The organism is Phytohabitans rumicis (assembly GCF_011764445.1).
GTDB lineage: Bacteria > Actinomycetota > Actinomycetes > Mycobacteriales > Micromonosporaceae > Phytohabitans > Phytohabitans rumicis.
Window position 1 is genome coordinate 837,629 of the sequence record NZ_BLPG01000001.1, and the last position, 17,632, is coordinate 855,260.

Annotated in this window: 17 protein-coding genes and 1 pseudogene; 12 read left to right on the forward strand and 6 right to left on the reverse strand. The window is 69.0% G+C overall.

From position 1 onward, the window contains the following. Positions 1-2 precede the first annotated feature (2 nt). The gene (locus Prum_RS50805) at positions 3-383 is read right to left on the reverse strand and encodes a hypothetical protein (RefSeq protein WP_246277620.1); all 381 of its coding nucleotides are present in this window, start codon (positions 381-383) and stop codon (positions 3-5) included. 406 nt (positions 384-789) lie between these two features. On the opposite strand from Prum_RS50805, the gene Prum_RS03565 reads away from it, so the two are divergent. Further along, positions 790-2,649, forward strand: a complete 1,860-nt coding sequence (locus Prum_RS03565) for a lectin (RefSeq protein WP_173073910.1) — start codon at positions 790-792, stop codon at positions 2,647-2,649. Positions 2,650-2,707: 58 nt separating this feature from the next. Here Prum_RS03565 and Prum_RS54875 read toward each other — a convergent pair. Together Prum_RS54875 and Prum_RS03575 are read right to left on the reverse strand one after the other, a co-directional pair. Next, positions 2,708-3,822 (reverse strand): annotated as a pseudogene (locus Prum_RS54875) (ROK family transcriptional regulator). A gap of 265 nt (positions 3,823-4,087) precedes the next feature. Beyond that, positions 4,088-5,287, reverse strand: coding sequence for an ROK family transcriptional regulator (locus tag Prum_RS03575; RefSeq protein ID WP_173073912.1), 1,200 nt, complete (start codon positions 5,285-5,287; stop codon positions 4,088-4,090). Between the two features lie 123 nt (positions 5,288-5,410). Here Prum_RS03575 and Prum_RS03580 point away from each other — a divergent pair, with 123 nt between their 5' ends. From Prum_RS03580 to Prum_RS03595, 4 genes are read left to right on the forward strand one after another with little or no spacing between them, the layout of a single operon-like run. Next, positions 5,411-6,709 (forward strand): ABC transporter substrate-binding protein, encoded by a 1,299-nt coding sequence (locus tag Prum_RS03580; RefSeq protein WP_218576996.1) that lies wholly within the window; start codon positions 5,411-5,413, stop codon positions 6,707-6,709. Between the two features lie 14 nt (positions 6,710-6,723). Beyond that, positions 6,724-7,647, forward strand: a complete 924-nt coding sequence (locus tag Prum_RS03585) for a carbohydrate ABC transporter permease (protein ID WP_246277622.1) — start codon at positions 6,724-6,726, stop codon at positions 7,645-7,647. Continuing rightward, the gene (locus tag Prum_RS03590) at positions 7,640-8,479 is read left to right on the forward strand and encodes a carbohydrate ABC transporter permease (RefSeq protein ID WP_173073914.1); all 840 of its coding nucleotides are present in this window, start codon (positions 7,640-7,642) and stop codon (positions 8,477-8,479) included. Before Prum_RS03585 ends, Prum_RS03590 begins: the two co-directional genes overlap by 8 nt. A gap of 19 nt (positions 8,480-8,498) precedes the next feature. Beyond that, on the forward strand, positions 8,499-9,875 hold the full coding sequence (locus Prum_RS03595) for a GH1 family beta-glucosidase (protein ID WP_173073916.1): 1,377 nt from the start codon (positions 8,499-8,501) through the stop codon (positions 9,873-9,875). 39 nt (positions 9,876-9,914) lie between these two features. Here Prum_RS03595 and Prum_RS03600 read toward each other — a convergent pair whose 3' ends face one another. Continuing rightward, the gene (locus Prum_RS03600) at positions 9,915-11,009 is read right to left on the reverse strand and encodes a hypothetical protein (RefSeq protein ID WP_173073918.1); all 1,095 of its coding nucleotides are present in this window, start codon (positions 11,007-11,009) and stop codon (positions 9,915-9,917) included. A gap of 101 nt (positions 11,010-11,110) precedes the next feature. Here Prum_RS03600 and Prum_RS03605 point away from each other — a divergent pair, with 101 nt between their 5' ends. From Prum_RS03605 to Prum_RS03630, 6 genes are all read left to right on the forward strand, one after another. Next, positions 11,111-11,383 (forward strand): hypothetical protein, encoded by a 273-nt coding sequence (locus Prum_RS03605; protein ID WP_173073920.1) that lies wholly within the window; start codon positions 11,111-11,113, stop codon positions 11,381-11,383. Next, positions 11,368-11,625, forward strand: coding sequence for an RICIN domain-containing protein (locus Prum_RS03610; RefSeq protein WP_173073922.1), 258 nt, complete (start codon positions 11,368-11,370; stop codon positions 11,623-11,625). Before Prum_RS03605 ends, Prum_RS03610 begins: the two co-directional genes overlap by 16 nt. Positions 11,626-12,180: 555 nt before the next feature. Next, on the forward strand, positions 12,181-12,981 hold the full coding sequence (locus Prum_RS03615; RefSeq protein ID WP_173073923.1) for a helix-turn-helix domain-containing protein: 801 nt from the start codon (positions 12,181-12,183) through the stop codon (positions 12,979-12,981). Positions 12,982-13,024: 43 nt separating this feature from the next. Continuing rightward, the gene (locus Prum_RS03620) at positions 13,025-13,729 is read left to right on the forward strand and encodes a MerR family transcriptional regulator (RefSeq protein WP_281368834.1); all 705 of its coding nucleotides are present in this window, start codon (positions 13,025-13,027) and stop codon (positions 13,727-13,729) included. Positions 13,730-13,768: 39 nt separating this feature from the next. Continuing rightward, the gene (locus Prum_RS03625; protein WP_443094356.1) at positions 13,769-14,626 is read left to right on the forward strand and encodes a glycosyltransferase domain-containing protein; all 858 of its coding nucleotides are present in this window, start codon (positions 13,769-13,771) and stop codon (positions 14,624-14,626) included. Positions 14,627-14,664: 38 nt separating this feature from the next. Further along, on the forward strand, positions 14,665-15,597 hold the full coding sequence (locus Prum_RS03630; RefSeq protein ID WP_173073929.1) for a hypothetical protein: 933 nt from the start codon (positions 14,665-14,667) through the stop codon (positions 15,595-15,597). Here the strand turns inward: Prum_RS03630 and Prum_RS49185 are convergent. Both Prum_RS49185 and Prum_RS49190 read right to left on the reverse strand, forming a co-directional pair. After that, the gene (locus Prum_RS49185) at positions 15,590-15,811 is read right to left on the reverse strand and encodes a hypothetical protein (protein ID WP_218576997.1); all 222 of its coding nucleotides are present in this window, start codon (positions 15,809-15,811) and stop codon (positions 15,590-15,592) included. The two genes, Prum_RS03630 and Prum_RS49185, sit on opposite strands and share 8 nt — an antisense overlap. Positions 15,812-15,837: 26 nt before the next feature. Then, positions 15,838-16,110, reverse strand: coding sequence for a pyridoxamine 5'-phosphate oxidase family protein (locus Prum_RS49190; protein WP_218576998.1), 273 nt, complete (start codon positions 16,108-16,110; stop codon positions 15,838-15,840). Positions 16,111-16,287: 177 nt separating this feature from the next. Between Prum_RS49190 and Prum_RS03640 the strand changes: the two genes are divergently transcribed. Further along, positions 16,288-17,613 (forward strand): serine hydrolase domain-containing protein, encoded by a 1,326-nt coding sequence (locus Prum_RS03640; protein WP_173073931.1) that lies wholly within the window; start codon positions 16,288-16,290, stop codon positions 17,611-17,613. Positions 17,614-17,632 lie beyond the last annotated feature (19 nt).

Here is a 17,632-nt window from a genome sequence, read left to right on the forward strand (position 1 = left end):
AGCTAGGCCGGGCAGCACGATCGGGTCATCGGGCGCCTCGTTGGACACGGTGCAGTTGGTCTGGAACTCGGGGACCCGCACGACTCCCCTGGCACCGGCTTGGGCGCGGTGTCGTTGAACACCTTGAGCTGCTGTCGCCATGCGGTCTGAGCCACCGGCACCCAGCCGCCGGCCGGGGCACCGCCCACCGGGCTGCCCGACGGGGTCGGCGCCGGCGCGGACGATGCCGAGGGCGCGGCGGACGGCGTTGCGGACGGTGGCACCGTCGCCCTTCCGGTCGCGTGCCCGAGACCGGTGGACGGAGACGAGCCAGGGGCGCCGGAGCGCAGCGGCGGGTTCTTGCAGCCGGCCAGGGCCAGGCTGACCAGGAGGACGACAGCCATCGGACGGAGTGTCGTTGCGCGGATTCGCCTATTCATCGAACGCACCTTTCTTTCGGTCAGGAAGATTACGTTCTCAGGGCCCTATTTCGCGACTTAGAATGGTTATGTCTTACTTAATTCTCGACCATCCAAACACCGTCTGACCTGCTATGTTGTCCCCACGAGGTCGTTTTTCTAACTCTTTCTGAGAAACCGTAATTCGCGAGCACCTTTAGCGGTCGGCACAATTCGTAAACGTCCTCGCTGACCGGTCATTGCGATTTCAGGGGTGGCCCGTGCGACCCTCGCCGCCACCCGAGGCGATCATGGAGCGCCGCAGGCGGGCTCGGGGTGATTTACACCTTGAATTAAGTACCGATATGCGCGTAGGTTGTCACTCACATCGATCTGTTAGGAGTGTTGCCTGATGCGCAGGACAGGAGTCGCGCTGCTCTCGCTGTGCACGGCCGCGGTGACCGCCTTCGCGGTGACCCCGGCGGCGTACGCGGCCAACGAAACGGTGAACATCGCTCTGACCACCACATCGGACTCAGGCGGCCGCGTCGTCACCCGCGGCCTGCAGCAACAAGCGCCGATCGCGTTCGCCGCCACCAGCCCGGCCGCCACGCACACCATCACCGTGAACGAGAACGTCCGATACCAACAGTTCGACGGCGGCGGCGCCTCGATCACCGACACCACCGCGTACCTGCTGCGCGGCGGGCCGATCAGTGCGGCCACCCGCGACGAGGTGATGCGCCGGCTCTTCCACCCGACCGACGGCATCGGACTGTCCTTCGTCCGCAACCCGATCGGTGCCTCCGACCTGTCCCGGCCCGGCATGGTCTCGCTCGACGACACCTGCTGCAACCTCAACGACTTCAACACCAACGGGTACGACACCAACGTGCGACTGCTGACCGGGCAGGCCCGCACGCTCAACCCGGCCCTGCGGGTCAAGGCCGTACCGTGGAGCGCGCCGGGGTGGATGAAGGACAACGGCCGGATGGACCAGATGGGCTGGCTGAAGTCGGAGTACTACCCGATGTACGCCCAGTACTTCGTCAAGTACGTCCAGGCGTACCAGGCGGCCGGCATCCCGGTCACCTACGTCTCCGTCCAGAATGAACCCAACTGCTGCCAGGCCGGCAACCCGACGGCGATGAACTATCCGGGCATGAGCTGGAACGCCTCCGGGCTCATCGAGTTCACGAAGAACCACGTGTTCCCGGCCTTCCGCGCCGCCGGCATCTCCACGAAGGTGCTCGTGCACGACTGGAACTACGGCGACTACCCCAACTTCGGCGGCCAGATCCTCGCGGACGCCGCGCTGCGCAACGACCCGCTCTTCGGCGGCATCGCTTGGCACGGCTACTTCGGCGACCCGGCCGTGGGCACCCAGGTGCACAACCAGTACCCGGCGGTCCCGCAGTTCAGCACCGAACACTCCGGCGGCACCTGGATCGGCAACCAGCACAACGAAGACCTGGCCGACATCGTCAACTACGCCCGGAACTGGAGCGGCAGCCTCGTCAAGTGGAGCCTGGCGCTCAACCAGTTCATGGGCCCGCACAACGGCGGCTGCGGCACCTGCACCGGCCTGATCACTGTGCAGGAGGGCGGCGCCCGCGCCGGCCAGGTCGACTACACCATCGAGTACTACACGACCGGGCACCTGACCAAGTTCGTCCGCCCCGGCGCGCAGCGGATCGAGTCCAACAACACCGCCGTGCAGAACGTCGCCTGGCGCAACACCGACGGGTCGAAGGCGCTCATCGCCCACAATGGAGGGACCAGCGCCCAGTCGGTCCGGGTCGTCTGGGGTGGACAGTCGTTCACGTACACGCTGCCGGCCCGCACCACCGCGACCTTCACCTGGTCCGGGAATCAGTCCGGCGGTGGCAGCACCGGCCCGATCACCGGCCTCGCCGGCAAGTGCATGGACGTGGCCGGCGCCGGCACCGCCAACGGCACCCCGGTCCAGCTCTACGCCTGCAACGGCACCGCCGCGCAGCAGTGGACCCGCGGCGCCGACGGCACCCTCCGCGCGCTCGGCAAGTGCCTGGACATCGCCGGACCGAGCACGGCCGACGGCGCCCAAACCCATCTGTGGGACTGCCACGGCGGCACGTCGCAGCAGTGGACGTACACCGCGGGCCGCGACCTGACCAGCGTGTACGCCGGCAAGTGCCTGGACGTCACCGGAAACAGCTCGGCCGACGGCACCAGGCTGCAGATCTGGACCTGCACCGGTGGCGCCAACCAGAAGTGGACGTTGCCGGCCTGAGTGCATGGAAGGGCACCTTGTTATGCAAAAAGCGATAACAAGGTGCCCTTCCATGCACTTAAGCGGCGCCGCCGGTGCTCAACAGGCGAGCCATCGGCAGCGTCGCCGCCCCCACCGAGACGGCATCCGGCCCGAGCCGGCACAGCTCGATGGACGCCTCGGCGTACGGGTGGCGCAGCGCCTGCGCGGCGGCAGCGCGGCGGATCTCGGGCAGCAGCCGGCCGCCCAGCGCCAGCCCGGCCCACCCGCCCAGCACGACCCGCTCCGGATTGAACAGGTTGATCAGGTTGGCGAGGCCGGCGCCGAGGTAGCCGGCGGTCTCCGCCAGCACCCGGGCCGCCACCTCGGAACGGTCCGCGGCGGCCACCAGCGCGGCGATGCCGGACTCCTCGTCGGGGCCCGGCACCGCCCGCCCGCGTCGCGCCTGCCGCCACCGGTCCAGCACACCCTCGGCCCCGACGTACGCCTCCAGGCAGCCCTGGGCGCCGCAGCGGCAGCGCCGGCCGCCGTACACGATCGTGGTGTGGCCCCACTCCCCGCGCTGCTGCTGACTCCCCGGTAGCTGACGCCCTCGGCCAGCACCGCCGCGCCCACGCCGGAGCCGACCAGGGCGACCACCACGTGCCGGGCGCCGCGCCCCGCACCGAACCACTGTTCGGCCCGGCCGAGCGTCTTGGCGCCGTTGTCGACGTAGAGGTTGGCATCGGTGCCGCGGCGCAGCATCGCCTCCAGGGGTACCGCGTCCCAGCCGAGCGTCTGTGCGTGCACGACCGCCTCGGCGCCCTGCTCCACCACGCCCGGCACGCCGATCCCGACGCCGAGCAGGTCACCGCGATCCAACCCGGCGGCCCCGGTGACCGTCTCGATGCCGGCCAGGATGTGCCGCACGACCGTGTCCGGCGCGGGCCGTGCGGAGTCCACCGGAAAGTCGGCCTTGGCCAGCGCGGTCATGGCCAGGTCGAACAGCTCGACCCGCACGCGGGTCTCGCCGACGTCGACCCCGACGAGGTAGCCGTACGCCGGACGCACCCGCAGCAGGGCCCGCGGCCGGCCGCCGTCGGAGTCGACCGCGCCCGCCTCCTCGACAAGGCCCTGCTCGATCATCTCGCCGATGACGTTGCTGACGCTGGCCGGGCTCAGGCCGGTGCTGCCGGCGAGCTGGTGCCGGCTCATCGGGCCGTCGAGATAGAGCCGCGACAGCAGCGCCGCCCGGTTACGGCGGCGCAAGTCCCGTACCGTCGCCCGCTTCGCCTCCACCGGCAGCAGTGTACGTAGTGCCTTCCTACCTCCGCGCCGATCAAGGCTTTTCCCGTCGATCAAGGGCAAACGGTCGTGGATCGGAGATCAAAGCACGACCGTTTGCCCTTGATCGGCGGGAAAAGCCTTGATCGGCACGCGGTAGCCCCTGACGCGTACGCGTACGCGTACGCGTCAGGGGCTACCGCGTGCCGCCGGCTGCGAGGAGGTGGGCCACCGGGAGCGTGGCGGCGCCCAGCGCCACCGCGTCCACGCCCAGCTGGCCCAGTTGGATGGTGGCCTGCTCGAACGGCTTGCGCAGTGCCTGCTGCTGGGCGGACCTGCGGATTTCCGGCAGCAGCCGCGCGCCCAGGGCCTGGCCGGCCCAGCCGCCCAGCACGACCCGTTCGGGGTTGAACAGGTTGATCAGGTTGGCCACGCCGGCGCCGAGGTAGCCGGCGGTCTCGTCGAGCACCTGGCGGGCGGTCGGGGTCCGGTCCGCCGCGGCGAGCAGCGCGCCGATCTGGGACTCCTCGTCGGCGCCCGGCACGGCGCGGCCACGGCGGGCCTCCCGGTACCGCTCGATGATCGCTTCGGCGCCGACGTACGCCTCAAGGCAGCCGCGGGCGCCGCAGCGGCACGCGCGGCCGCCGTACACGAGGGTCGTGTGTCCCCATTCGCCGGCGCTGCTGGCGACGCCGCGGTAGGTGGCGCCGTTGGTGACCACCGCCGCGCCGACGCCGGAGCCCACCAGGGCGAAGACGGCGTGCCGCGCGCCGCGCCCGGCGCCGAACCACATCTCGGCCTGGCCCTGGGTCTTCGCGCCGTTCTCGATGAACAGCGGCACGTCGACGGCCGCGTGGATCATGCGTTCCAGGGGTACGCCGTCCCAGCCGAGCGTCTGCGCGTAGACCACGGCCTCGCGGCCTTGCACCACGACGCCGGAGACGCCCACGCCCACGCCGAGCAGGTCCGAGCGGCGGACCCCGGCCCGATCGACGACCGTGGCCAGCCCGGCGACGATGTGCCGCACCACGGTCTCCGGGTCCGGCTTCGGCGCGTCGAGCGGGTAGTCGGCGCTGGCCAGCTGTGCCATCGCCAGGTCGAACAGCTCGACCCGGACCCGGGTCTCGCCGACGTCGACGCCGGCCACGAGTGCGAAGCGGGGCGCGACGCGCAGGCTCATGCTGGGCCGGCCGCCGTCGGACTCCAGAGCGCCGGCGTCGACGACCAGGCCGGCGCTGATCAGCTCACCGACGACGTTGCTGACCGCCGGCTGGCTCAGGCCGGTGCCGCGGGCGAGGTCCTGGCGGGTCAGCGGGCCCTCCAGGAACAGCTTCGACAGCAGCGCCGACCGGTTGCGCAGCCGTACGGTGCGGTTCGTCGTGCGTTCCAGGGTCACCCACCGCCTCTGTCTGAGCAAGTCACTGTACGGCGTCATGCCTTGACGCGCCCACTGGAAACATACTTTAATGACGTCGTAATTTAAGCCCTGATGTAACCCCCACTTCGGAAGGGCGTTCTCGTGTCTCGACGACTCTTAGCAGTGACCGCGGCGGCCGCGATGCTGGCCGCGTCCCTGACCGCGTGCGGCGACTCGGACGACTCGTCCGGCGGCGCCAAGACCCTCACCTACTGGGCCAGCAACCAGGGCGCCAGCCTCGAGTTCGACAAGCAGACCCTCCAGCCCGAGCTGGACAAGTTCGAGCAGCAGACCGGCATCAAGGTGAACGTCGAGGTGGTCCCCTGGTCTGACCTGCTCAACCGGCTGCTGGCGGCGGCCACCTCGGGCCAGGGCCCGGACGTGGTCAACATCGGCAACACCTGGTCGGCCTCGCTGCAGGCCACCGGCGCGTTCATCCCGTTCGACGACGCCACCATCGGAGCCGTCGGCGGCAAGGGCCGCTTCGTGCCGGCCGCGCTGGCCGCCGCGGGCGCGCCTGGCCAGCCGCCCACCGCCGTGCCGCTCTACAGCCTCGCGTACGCGCTCTACTACAACAAGAAGATGTTCGCCGACGCCGGGGTCACCGCCCCGCCGGCGACCTGGGAGGACCTGGTCACGGTCGGCAAGAAGCTGACCACCGGCAAGCAGTGGGGCCTGGCGGTCGAGGGCGCCAACATCTCGGAGAACTCGCACCACGCGTTCGCGTTCGGCCAGCAGTGGGGCGGCGAGTGGTTCGACAGCGCCGGCAAGCCGACCTTCGACACACCGCAGAACGTGGCGGCCGTGAAGCGGTACATCGACCTGATGGCCGTCGACAAGATCGTCAACCCGAGCAACGCCGAGTACGCCCAGAACCAGTCGGTGTCCGACTTCGCCAACCGCAAGGCGGCCATGCTGTTGTGGCAGGCGGCCGGCTCGGCGTTCAAGGCGCAGGGCATGGCGGCCGACGAGTACGGCGTGGCGCCGGTGCCGTTCCCGGCCACGCCGCCGGCCGGCGGCAAGAAGGTCAACAGCATGGTCGCCGGCATCAACATCGCGGTGTTCAAACACACCAAAGACAAGGACGCCGCCCTCCAGTTCGTCAAGTTCATGACCAGCGACGCGGAGCAGATCCAGCTCAACAAGGTCTACGGGTCGCTGCCGTCGGTCACCACGGTCGCGGCGGACACGGCGTTCCAGGCCGAGGAGCAGAAGGTGCTGGCCGGCGTGCTCGCGCAGAGCGCGGCGCCGCTGCCCCAGGTGGCCGACGAGAGCAAGTTCGAGACCCTCGTCGGTACGGCGATGAAGGAACTCTTCGCGGACGCGGCCAGCGGCAAGCCGGTCACCGATGCCTCGGTCAAGGAAAAGCTCAGCAAGGCCCAGGAGCAGATGGCCGGCTGAGCGGGACCGCGATAGTGACCACCACGACGGCGCCGGCACGGCGGCAGCGCCCCAGCCTGCCGTACCTGCTGCTGCTGCCGGCCATCGTGTTCGAACTGCTCGTCCACGTCGTACCGATGGTCGTCGGGGTCTGGATGAGCCTGCTGGAGCTGACCCAGTTCCAGATCCGGGACTGGTCCACCGCACCCTTCGTCGGGCTGGACAACTACCGGACCGCGCTCGACGTCAACGGCGCGGCCGGCGAGGAACTGCTGCACTCGTTCTGGGTGACTGTGCTCTACACCGTCGCCTCGGTCGGCCTGTCCTGGGTCTTCGGCCTGGCCGCGGGCGTGTTCCTGCAGCGCCCCTTCGCCGGGCGCGCACTGCTGCGGACGCTCTTTCTCACCCCATACGCCCTGCCGGTGTACGCGGCCGTGATCACCTGGACGTTCATCTTCCAGCGCGACACCGGCCTGCTCAACCACGTGCTCACCGCGACCGGTGCCGTCGACGATCCGCCGTTCTGGCTGATCGGCGGGAACAGCTTCTGGGCGCTGCTGGTCGTCTCGGTCTGGCGGTCCTGGCCGTTCGCGTTCCTGTGCATCATGGCCGGCCTGCAAAACGTGCCGGCCGAGATGTACGAGGCCGCGGCGATCGACGGCGCGGGCTTCTGGCGCCGCCTCAAGGACGTCACGCTGCCCATGCTCCGGCCGGTCAACCAGGTGCTGATCCTGGTGCTGTTCCTGTGGACGTTCAACGACTTCAACACGCCGTTCGTCCTCTTCGGAGGGTCGGCGCCGGACCAGGCCGACCTGATCTCCATCCATATCTACCGCAGTTCGTTCATCACCTGGAACTTCGGCCAGGGCTCGGCCATGTCTGTCGCGCTGCTGCTGTTCCTGCTGCTCGTGACGGCCGCCTACCTGCTCGTCACGAACCGGAGGAGGGAGAATGCGTGAGACCGCCGCCGAACGCTGGGCCCGGCGGGTCGTGCTGAGCCTGCTCACCGCCTTCACGGTCACGCCGCTCTACGTGATGATCACGTCGGCGGCCAAGCCGCTGCGCGACGTGCAGGGCGCGTTCACCTGGCTGCCCAGCCGGCCCAGCGCGCAGGCGTTCATCGACATGTGGAGCACCGTCCCCTTAGGACGGTATCTGGTCAACAGCCTGGTGGTGTCCGGCGTCGCGGCGCTCATCTCGGTCGCGATCGCCATCTTCGCGGCGTTCGCCGTCAGCCGGTACCGCTTTCGCGGCCGGCAGATCTTCACGGTGACCGCGCTGTCCACCCAGATGTTTCCCGGGATCCTCTTCCTGCTGCCGCTGTTCCTCATCTACGTCAACCTCGGCAACGCCACCGGAATCGCGCTCTACGCCAGCCGTACCGGACTGATCATCACGTACCTGACCTTCTCCCTGCCGTTCTCGATCTGGATGCTCGTCGGCTACTTCGACTCGATCCCGCGCGGCCTCGACGAGGCAGCCCAGGTCGACGGCGCCGGCCCGCTGCGTACCCTCTTCCGGGTCATCCTGCCCACGGCCGTGCCCGGCGTGGTGGCCGTCACCGTGTACGCGTTCATGACCGCGTGGGGTGAGGTGCTCTTCGCCTCGGTCATGACCAATGAGACCAGCCGCACCCTCGCGGTCGGGCTGCAGGGCTACTCCACCCAGTACAACGTCTACTGGAACCAGGTCATGGCCGCGTCGCTGGTCGTGAGCGTGCCCGTGGTCGCCGGCTTCCTGATGCTCCAGCGCTATTTCGTGGCCGGCCTGACCGCCGGCGCAGTCAAGTGAGAGAAAGGGGTAGTCACGCGTGCCGGACCTAGCCAAGCTGCCGCCCGAGTTCACCTGGGGTGTCGCCACCGCGGCGTACCAGATCGAGGGCGCGGTGGCCGCGGATGGCCGTCAACCGTCCATCTGGGACACCTTCAGCCGGATCCCCGGTGCCATCGACAACGCGGACAACGGCGACGTCGCCTGCGACCACTACCACCGCTGGGCGCAGGACATCGACCTGATGCGCCGGCTCGGCGTGCAGGCGTACCGGTTCTCGGTGGCCTGGCCGCGGGTGATCCCCGACGGGGACGGCCAGGTCAACCGGGCCGGACTGGCGTTCTACGACCGGCTCGTGGACGCGTTGCTGGCGGCCGGCATCCGGCCGCTCGTCACGCTTTACCACTGGGACCTGCCGCAGGCGCTGCAGGACCGGGGCGGCTGGCCCGAACGGGCCACCGCCGAGGCGCTGGCCGACTACGCCACCGTCGTCGCCGGTGCGCTCGGCGACCGGGTCACCGACTGGGTCACCGTCAACGAACCGCTGTGCATCGCGTGGATCGGCCACCTGGAAGGGAAGATGGCACCGGGCGAGCGGGAACTGGGCCGGGCGGTACGAGCCGGACACCACGCACTGCTCGGCCACGGGCTCGCCACCGCGGCGATCCGGGCCGCCGCCGCCCGGCCGGCCTCGATCGGCATCGTCTGCAACCCCAGCCCCTGCGAGCCGGGCAGCGACCGGCCCGAGGACGTCGCGGCGGCGGTACGCGCCGACGGGCACACCAACCGATGGTGGCTCGACCCTCTGCACGGGTTGGGCTATCCCGCCGACATGATCGAGACGTACGGCGTGGAGCCGCCCGTCCGCCCCGGCGACCTGGCACACATCGCCACCCCGACCGAGTTCCTCGGGCTCAACTACTACTTCCGCCAACTCGTCGTCGACGACCCCGACGGCCCGGCGCCGTACGCCCGGCAGATCCCCGTGCCCGGCTCGATGGAGACCGCGATGGGCTGGGAGATGTACCCCTCCGGCCTGACGCAACTGCTCGTCTCGGTCGCCGAGCGCTACCGGCCGGCGCGGATCACCGTCACCGAGAGCGGGTCGGCCTGGCGCGACGAGCTGACCCCGGCCGGTGCGGTCGACGACACCGAACGCACCGCGTACCTGGAACAGCACATCGACGCGGTCGCGGCGGCCGCCGCGAAGGGTGTACCGGTCGACGGCTACTTCGTCTGGTCGCTGCTGGACAACTTCGAGTGGGCGTACGGGTACGACAAGCGGTTCGGCCTGGTGCACGTGGACTACGACACCCAGCGACGCACCATCAAGGCCAGCGGCCACCGGTACGCCGACATCATCAGCGGCCACCAGCGCTCTCACATCGCGTACACCTCGAATCAGAGTCCACAGTAGAACCGCCTTCCCGATCACGGGAAGGCGGTTCGTCAGGGGTTACAAGATGCCGAGGTCCGTCATCGTGCCGCGGTACCAGATGAAGGCGTGTGTCGCCATTGATGGCAGGTGCGATTGGCCGACGACCTCCCCGCGGTCGTTGATGCCGTAGGCGTAGCTGTTGGTGCCGCCGAGGGTGCCGATGTCCGTCAGGGTGCCCCGGTCCCAGACGAAGCCGCGGGTGGCGACCGTGGTGTAGCCCCAGCCAACCACCTCACCGCGTTCGTTGATGTCGAGCGCCGCGGTGGTGCTGCCGCCCATGGTGCCGAGGTCGGTTTCCTGGTACGAGCCCTGCGGCCCGCGGGTGAAGAGCCGGCCATGCGTACCGTTGATATCGCCGAAGTTGCCGACCAGTTCGGACCGGTCGTTGATGTCCCCGGAGCCGGTGACGATCTCGCCCAGCGAGATACGTGCGCCGCCACTCCAGAGCACGAGATAGCCGTCAAAGGCGCCGACGACCTCGCCGCGGTCGTTGATGCCCATGGCCCAGGCGCTGCCCTGGCCGGCGTTCAGGTCGGTGATCTGCCCATCGGACCACAGGACCGGGCGCTGCTCGATGTTGGACCCGCGCGGCACGGTGCAGATGCCCACGACCTGGCTACGGTCGTTGATGTCCTTGGCCTGGCAGGCGGTGGCGCCGGGCAACCCGCCGAGATCGGTCATCTGGCCGAGCGCGCTCGACCACAGGAAGGCGCGCACGACACCACTGGCATCGTGGCTCCAGCCGACCACCTCACCGAGGTCGTTGACGGCGTTCGCCCGGCTCACGAGGCCGCCCATGGTGCCGAGGTCCTGGGCCGGCCCGTACGCCGATCCCGTCGGTGACCACACGACGGCGTGGGCGGGGCCGATGCTGTCTTCTCCCGCCCAGGTTTCCGACCAGCCCACGACCAGGCCAGCGTTGTTGACCGCGTTGGCTTCACTCATGCGGGGGCGAACGGCCGCTATCGTGGTCGCGGCACCGGCCGGTTCGGGGACGATGCCAACGGCCCCGATGATGGTCAACACGGACATTGCGGCTGTAGATATCCTTCGCAAGACGCCCTCCCTTTGAAGATCATTGCCCTGGGCCGGGAGTGTACAAGCCGCGTCCAAAGTGGCCAGTCGACGACGTCGCGCGGATGGCAAACAAATGGCAAACCCAGTAGTCAAGCCTGATCGCCGTGAGACTCACCGCGACTGAACAGGAGGCAATCATGACGACCGTCCGATCCCGACTCTTTCGGCTCCTCGCCCTCACCACCACCGCGATCCTGGCACTGACCATGGTGAACCCGCTGCGCGCCGAAGCGGTGTCCGGCCCCTTCCAGCTGATCGCCTTCAACGGCGAAGGGTCGTTCGACGACCGCTGCATGGCCGTGGCCGGCGCCAGTCAGCTCACCAACGCCAAAATCGTCAGTTGGGACTGCGCTCCGGACCACCCGAGCAACTCTGGTACTGGACCGACGACCACATGCTCAAGAATCTGAACAGCGGCAAGTGCATACACGGCCTCCCTCAGGGCTACCAGCTGTGGCAGGACGCCTGCGGGTCGTCGGACAAAGTCTTTGAGAAGATCTCCGCCGGCGCGGGCAAGGGCTGGTACCTGCGGAATCTCTACTGGGGCGCGGTGATCGCCGTCGCGAACGGCAGCTCGGCCAACGGAACATGGATCGTCCTCTGGCGCTTCACGGGCGGACAGGAACAGAGGTGGAAGGAGAACCACATCTGACCTGGGCGGCATCCTGACCCACGTGGGTCCGCGCCGACGCTGGCCGTATCGGTCAACGTCGGCGCGTTCACGTGGCATCAGGTTAGGTTCAGGATCGAGTTCTGAGCTACCGCGACGCCCGTCGTGGTCCGGGCCGTCGCTCCCGCGGCCTCACCCTGCGCGGTCCACAATCCTCACTGCGAGACGCAGCGACCTCCACGCCCGCCTCACGGCTCGGCCCTCAGCTGGTGTTGTAAACGTGCCGCCGGTTCCGGCGATTGCGAATTAGCGATTTCCGCTATCGAAACTAGACTCCGCACTATCCGGACTCCGGCGTCGAGGAATGGACAAATGGTCGCGACTTCCCGAGGAATCATCTTCCCGATTGCGGAACAACGCGACCAGCGGAGTCGACCGTTGCAAAAGATCCACCAGATCGGTAATCTTGCGTCACCGGCAGGGGGTACCTAAGTACGCCACCGGGGGATTAAAGCTCTCTTTCTACCACCTCTTCGGAGCTGGACTCAGTATGCCAGCTCACGGTCGAAAAAGCACGCTCCGATCGAGGGAGGAAAAATGGAGGATCGAATTGAGCGGGCCGTCAAGCGCACAATCGCCATCATGCAGGAAAATCTCAGCGAACAACTGTCGGTAGACGATCTGGCGCGCGAGGCTTTCTTTAGCAAATTCCACTTCACCAGGGTCTTTCAGCGCACCACCGGTGTATCCCCCGGACGATTCCTGGCCGCGTTGCGGCTGCAAGAGGCGAAACACCTGCTGGTGTCCACGTCGCTGAGCATCGCGGACATCTGCATGCGCGTCGGCTACAGCAGCGTGGGCACCTTCAGCTCGCGCTTCACCCGCAGCATCGGCATGCCGCCGAGCGACTACCGCCGGCTCGCCGGCTACGCGCCCCACATCGCCACCGAGGCCGCGAAACGGTCGGGCCAGCCCTTCACCGCCCGAGCCTACGGCCACGTCTGGTCGCCTGAGCAGCTGCTCGGCCCGATTTTCATCGGGCTGTTCCCCGAGCGGATTCCCGAGGGCCGGCCCGTGCGGTGTGCGGTGCTCCCGAGTCCGGGACCGTACCGCTTCGACGCGGTACCGCCCGGGTCCTGGTACCTGCTCGCCCAGTCACTCATCGACGAGCCAGCCGACCTGGTGGACCCGACGAAGCGGGCAGTCGCCGTGGCCGCCCACGGGCCGGTGACGATCCGCCAGGGCGACGTGATCAGGGCGGATGTGGCGTTGAAGCCGGCGCGGGAGTTGGACCCGCCGGTCCTGCTCGCGCTCCTCGACGCCCGGCAGGCGGCGCTGGCGTCCGCAACGGACACGGTCACGCCGCTGCCCGCTCACGTTGGGCGACCGGCCGCCTAGGGCGTGTCGCCCAACGGTGCCACTTCGGCCCTTTGTGCTGACGGTGCTCGATGGGAAACTGCCACGATGGCCGTCGAGAGCGGGGGACCAATTGCGCATTTCCGAGTTAAGCAGGGAAACCGGCGTACCGGTGGCGACGATCAAGTTCTACGTACGCGAACGACTGCTGCCGCCCGGCACGCCGACCGGGCGGAACCAGGCCGAGTACAACCACGGCCACCTGCGCCGACTGGGCCTGATCCGGGCATTGACGATCATGGGACAGCTCGACCTGTCCTCGGTGCGGGAGCTGCTGACCGCCATCGAGGACGAGACGCTACCGCTGTCGGACCTGTACGAGGTCCTCAACCAGGCATTGTTCCCGGACGACCCGGCGTTCAGCGATCCGGACGGCGTCCGGCGTGCCGAGAACGATGTCGACGGATTCATCAAGTCTCTGGGCTGGCAGGTGGAGCACGACACCTCCGGCCGTGCGCACCTCATCCACGTGCTGTCGTCGCTGCAGCGGCTGGGATGCGACTGCGGGGTCGAGTTCTTCACGCCGTACGCCGACGCGGCGGAGCGGCTGGCCGAGCAGGAACTGGGCCTGGTCCCGACCGAGGACGTCGGCCGATCCGACCGGGCCGCCGCCGTGGTCCGGGCGGTGCTGCTCGACGTCGCCATGTCCGCGATCCGCAGGATGGCGAAGGCACACCTGCTGTCCGGTGATCCAGCACGCCGGGAGATGTCCGCGACGGCCGACGGATGACACCGTCGGGTGAGCCGTCGTGGGGGGAGGGAGAGTTCGGTGAAGGTAGTCACCATTGCCACCGACTTGGAGAACACATTTCTCCGACGGCTACTCGTGCCGTCCTGTCACGCCTTCGGAATGGACCTTGTCGTCCTGAATCCGAAGACGTCGCCATTCGGCTTGGCGGATAAGCGGGCAGCGCTTGCCGGGTATTTGTCCACCGTCCGGGACAGCGACGAGCTGGTCCTGTTCACCGACGGTTACGACGCGTTGTTCATTCGCGACGAGCGTCACATCATGGCGGCGTACGCGAGCTTCTCCGAGCCGGTGGTTTTTAGCGCCGAGGTGAATCCTTGGCCGCTCGGAATCGTCGGGCTGGCCCTGCACGACGGCCCGCCGGTGGGCCGCTTTCCGTACCTCAATAGCGGCGGCTTCATCGGCCCCGCCCGGATGCTGCACGCGCTCATCACCAGATACCCCGAGCCGCCCACCGGCCGCTTCGAGCTGCTGCGCCAACTGCGGGCGCACGGGTACGACACCGACCGCCGGTTCGGCTGGAGCGACCAGTACCACTGGACGCTGGTCCGCCTGCTCGAACGCGAAACGACGGGGGTGGACCACGACGCTCGGCTGTTCGAGTGCTACGCGCCGCCGGTGCCCGACGTGAACTTCCGCGAGATCATGCGTGAGGTGGAGGACTTCCGCGCCCGCGGCCGGGAGTCGGACAGCTACCAGCGGGAACGGACCCGGCTGGCGGAGCGTCTCCAGGTGCCCAGCGGCGCCGCCCACATCCATTTCGCCAGCCCGGTCACCAAGGCAGTGGCCGAGGACCTCCTCCACGAGGGCCAACTGCCCGGCTGGCTCATCGGTCACCTTTCGACCGCGATGCCACCGGCGCAGGTCCTACCCGTGTGACCGGATCCCGGGCATCGCCGACATCCTCAGGGGGACACATGCTGCGAATCACCGACCCGGTCCGGTACCAGGCGGGCATCGACGCGATGACACGCGGCTGCCCGAGCCCCAAGGCGATGATGAGCTTCCTCGACGCCGAGATCTCCGAAAGGGTCTTCCTCGCCGTGGTCCGCCGCGGCCAGGGCCTTCCGCGCATCCTGGAGTGGGGCAGCGGGCTCAGCACCCTCTACTTCGCCCGGCGGCTGGCCGAGTTCGGTGACTTCCTCTGGGTCACCGTCGAGTACGACCGCGGCTTCTTCGACCAGCGCGTCGCGCCGTACCTCCAACTCTGGTCCGACGTCCACGTGATCAGGGTCGACGGTCCGGGCGACCTCGCCCGCGGGCTGGACGGAGGTCTTCCGGCGCGCGGCCTGGTCGCGATCGTCTACGACGCCGGCGGCCTGATTCCGCACGAGCGGGCGCAGGACCGGCTGGTCGACCTGGACGACTACGTGGCGGCACCGGCCCGGCTCGGCACATCGTTCGACGCGGTGCTCGTCGACGGGCGCAAACGCCGCCGCTGCCTGATCGAGGCGAGCCGCCTGGTCACCGACGACGGCGTGGTAATGCTGCACGATGCCCAACGGCCCTACTATCACTGCGCGTTCGGGCGGTACCGGCAGTCCCGGCGAATCGGCAACGAGCTGTGGATCGGTGCCAAGGGATCGGTTGACCTCGCCCGCTGGCTGCCGCCCGAGGTCCTGGCCGCGCCGGGTGAGCTGGACGACCTCAAGCTGCGGGTCCGCTACCTGCTGGCCAAGTACGGCGAGCTGACGGTCGACGGGCTGGCCGAGAACGGGTGGATCTCGTGGCTGTATCAGCCCGACTCGGTGGAGCGGGCTGTCGCGGAGCTGGCCCGCGACAGCGCCGTCCTGTGGGACTCCCCCACCGCGCCGGTCGCGCTGGCGGAAGTCCCGGCCGGGTCTAGCTAGGCCGGCCGTCCCGGCCACGCTGGAGGAACTCCTCGGCGGTACGGCCCCCGGTGAAGCGCGTCTTGAAGTCGATGACGCCGACCCAACTCGGGCGTACGGCGATGCGCGCCATCCGGGTGCCCGGGTGGTCCACCTCCGCGATCCGGGACGCCCCGAACTCGGGACCCCCGTACCGGTAGTTGGCCAGCTTGAACTCCTCGGTGACGCCGTCCACGTCGGTGACCTCGGCCAGGCCGCGGATCAGCAGGATCTCCGGGGGTGGGAGTTGGTGTCGATGGTGAACGCCACGGCGGGCCGGGCGCGGATCGCGTTGTTCTTCAACGCCCCGGCGAACGAGGACACCACGATCTGTTCGCCGTTCCAGTGGAACATGACGGGCAGCACGCGCGGTGTCCCGTCCGCGGCGACGTACGCGAGGCGGGCCAACTCCTTGCCGTGCAGCAGGCGCTGCGCCACGTCGGTCTCCAACAGCCGCAGGTCGCCCTGCGGAAGAGTCACTGCTGGTGCGGTCATGTTTCCGCCCTCCTCGTCGCCGGAATGCCTTGACGGTAGGCAAGGAACGCGAGCGCGGGCGACTTCTCGAGTGCGCCCTGATCCGGCGCGGTACGGCATTCGGGAAGGTGCCTGCGGCCTCGCCGGACTGCCAACATCGGCACGCGCCCTGCCAGCCACCTTCTGAAAGGACCATTCATGGACCGGCGAACCGTACTCACTGGACTGTCCGGCCTGGCATTCGCCGGGACCGGTCTGCTGGCTGGCGCGCACGCGCCGGCCTACGGCGCCCGCAATGGCGCGACGGCCATCGGCACAGACGATCGCACGGACGAGTTGACCGGGTTGCTGGCCGCCGAAACGGCCGGCGGCATGCCCGGGGCGTACGCCGAGGTACGCGAGTCCGATCAGACGTACCGGTTCGCCGTCGGTGTCGCCGACGTGGCCACCGGCCGGCCGGCCCGTCCGGGGGCCTACCACCGGATCGGCGGCGCCACCAAGACCTTCGTGGGTGTGGCCATCCTCCAGCTCGCCGGCGAGCGACTGATCGACCTCGACGCCCCGATCGGCCGCTACCTGCCCGACGTGGTGCCGGACGAGCGGGGTCGGCACATCACCGTCCGGATGTTGCTGAATCACACCAGCGGCCTGGCCGACTTCACCCGGATCAGCCTGGCCGCCGAGGGCGAGACGGTGCCGGATGGTGTGCTGTTCGGCAGCCTGCGGAGCATCGCCGACACCGCCACCCGCACGATCAGCCCGCGCGCGCTGGCCCGGCTCGGTCTCGGCCTGCCGGCGGTGGCGGCACCCGGGGCGAGGTGGTCGTACTCCAACACCGGTTACGTCCTGCTCGGCCTGCTGATCGAACGGGTCACCCGGTGCGCGTACGAGGACGTGCTGACCCGGCGGGTGCTCCGCCCGCTGGGGCTGCGGAACACCTTCCTGCCCCGCCGCCGGCGGCTGCCCGACCCCCACCTGGATGCCTACGTGCCGTGGAGCGACGGCGCGTTGCGCGAGTTCACCACGTACGACATGTCCTGGGCCTGGGCGAACTGCGACCTGGTCTCCACGGCGGCGGACATGAACCGGTTCTACCGCCTGCTGCTCAGCGGCCACGCCCTGGCCCCGGCGCTGCTGCGCGAGATGAAGGCGACGGTGCCGATGTCCGAGCAGTTCCCCACGTTCGCGGGCTACGGCCTCGGCCTGCTCTGGCTGTCCAGCCAGTGCGGGCGCAGTTGGGGCCACGACGGCTTCGCGATCGGGCACAACGTCTTCACCCGATGCACCGAGGACGGCACGACCGCCCAGTTCACCGTCATGGAGAACCTCAACTTCTATCCGACCATGTCGCCGCAGTTCCCGAGCCACCCGATCGACGTCGCACGGGCACGGTTCATGGTCGGGGCGATGTCGGCCTGCCTCGCCGGCACGGCACGGCTGGCCGAGGCGGTCGAGGCACCTGTCGGGTTCGTCCCGTCCCCCGGGTGGCTGCAGCGGCTCGGCGCCCCGGCTCCGGCGCGCTGAACGGCACATAGGTGGCGAT

What these genes read in the sequence shown, in the direction of transcription:
- Prum_RS50805 (WP_246277620.1), bottom strand. Translation starts at nt 383, where the DNA reads ATGGCTGTCGTCCTCCTGGTCAGCCTGGCCCTGGCCGGCTGCAAGAAC.
- Prum_RS03565 (WP_173073910.1), top strand. Translation starts at nt 790, where the DNA reads ATGCGCAGGACAGGAGTCGCGCTGCTCTCGCTGTGCACGGCCGCGGTG.
- Prum_RS03590 (WP_173073914.1), top strand. Translation starts at nt 7,640, where the DNA reads ATGCGTGAGACCGCCGCCGAACGCTGGGCCCGGCGGGTCGTGCTGAGC.
- Prum_RS03605 (WP_173073920.1), top strand. Translation starts at nt 11,111, where the DNA reads ATGACGACCGTCCGATCCCGACTCTTTCGGCTCCTCGCCCTCACCACC.
- Prum_RS03610 (WP_173073922.1), top strand. Translation starts at nt 11,368, where the DNA reads ATGCTCAAGAATCTGAACAGCGGCAAGTGCATACACGGCCTCCCTCAG.
- Prum_RS03615 (WP_173073923.1), top strand. Translation starts at nt 12,181, where the DNA reads ATGGAGGATCGAATTGAGCGGGCCGTCAAGCGCACAATCGCCATCATG.
- Prum_RS03630 (WP_173073929.1), top strand. Translation starts at nt 14,665, where the DNA reads ATGCTGCGAATCACCGACCCGGTCCGGTACCAGGCGGGCATCGACGCG.
- Prum_RS49190 (WP_218576998.1), bottom strand. Translation starts at nt 16,110, where the DNA reads ATGACCGCACCAGCAGTGACTCTTCCGCAGGGCGACCTGCGGCTGTTG.
- Prum_RS03640 (WP_173073931.1), top strand. Translation starts at nt 16,288, where the DNA reads ATGGACCGGCGAACCGTACTCACTGGACTGTCCGGCCTGGCATTCGCC.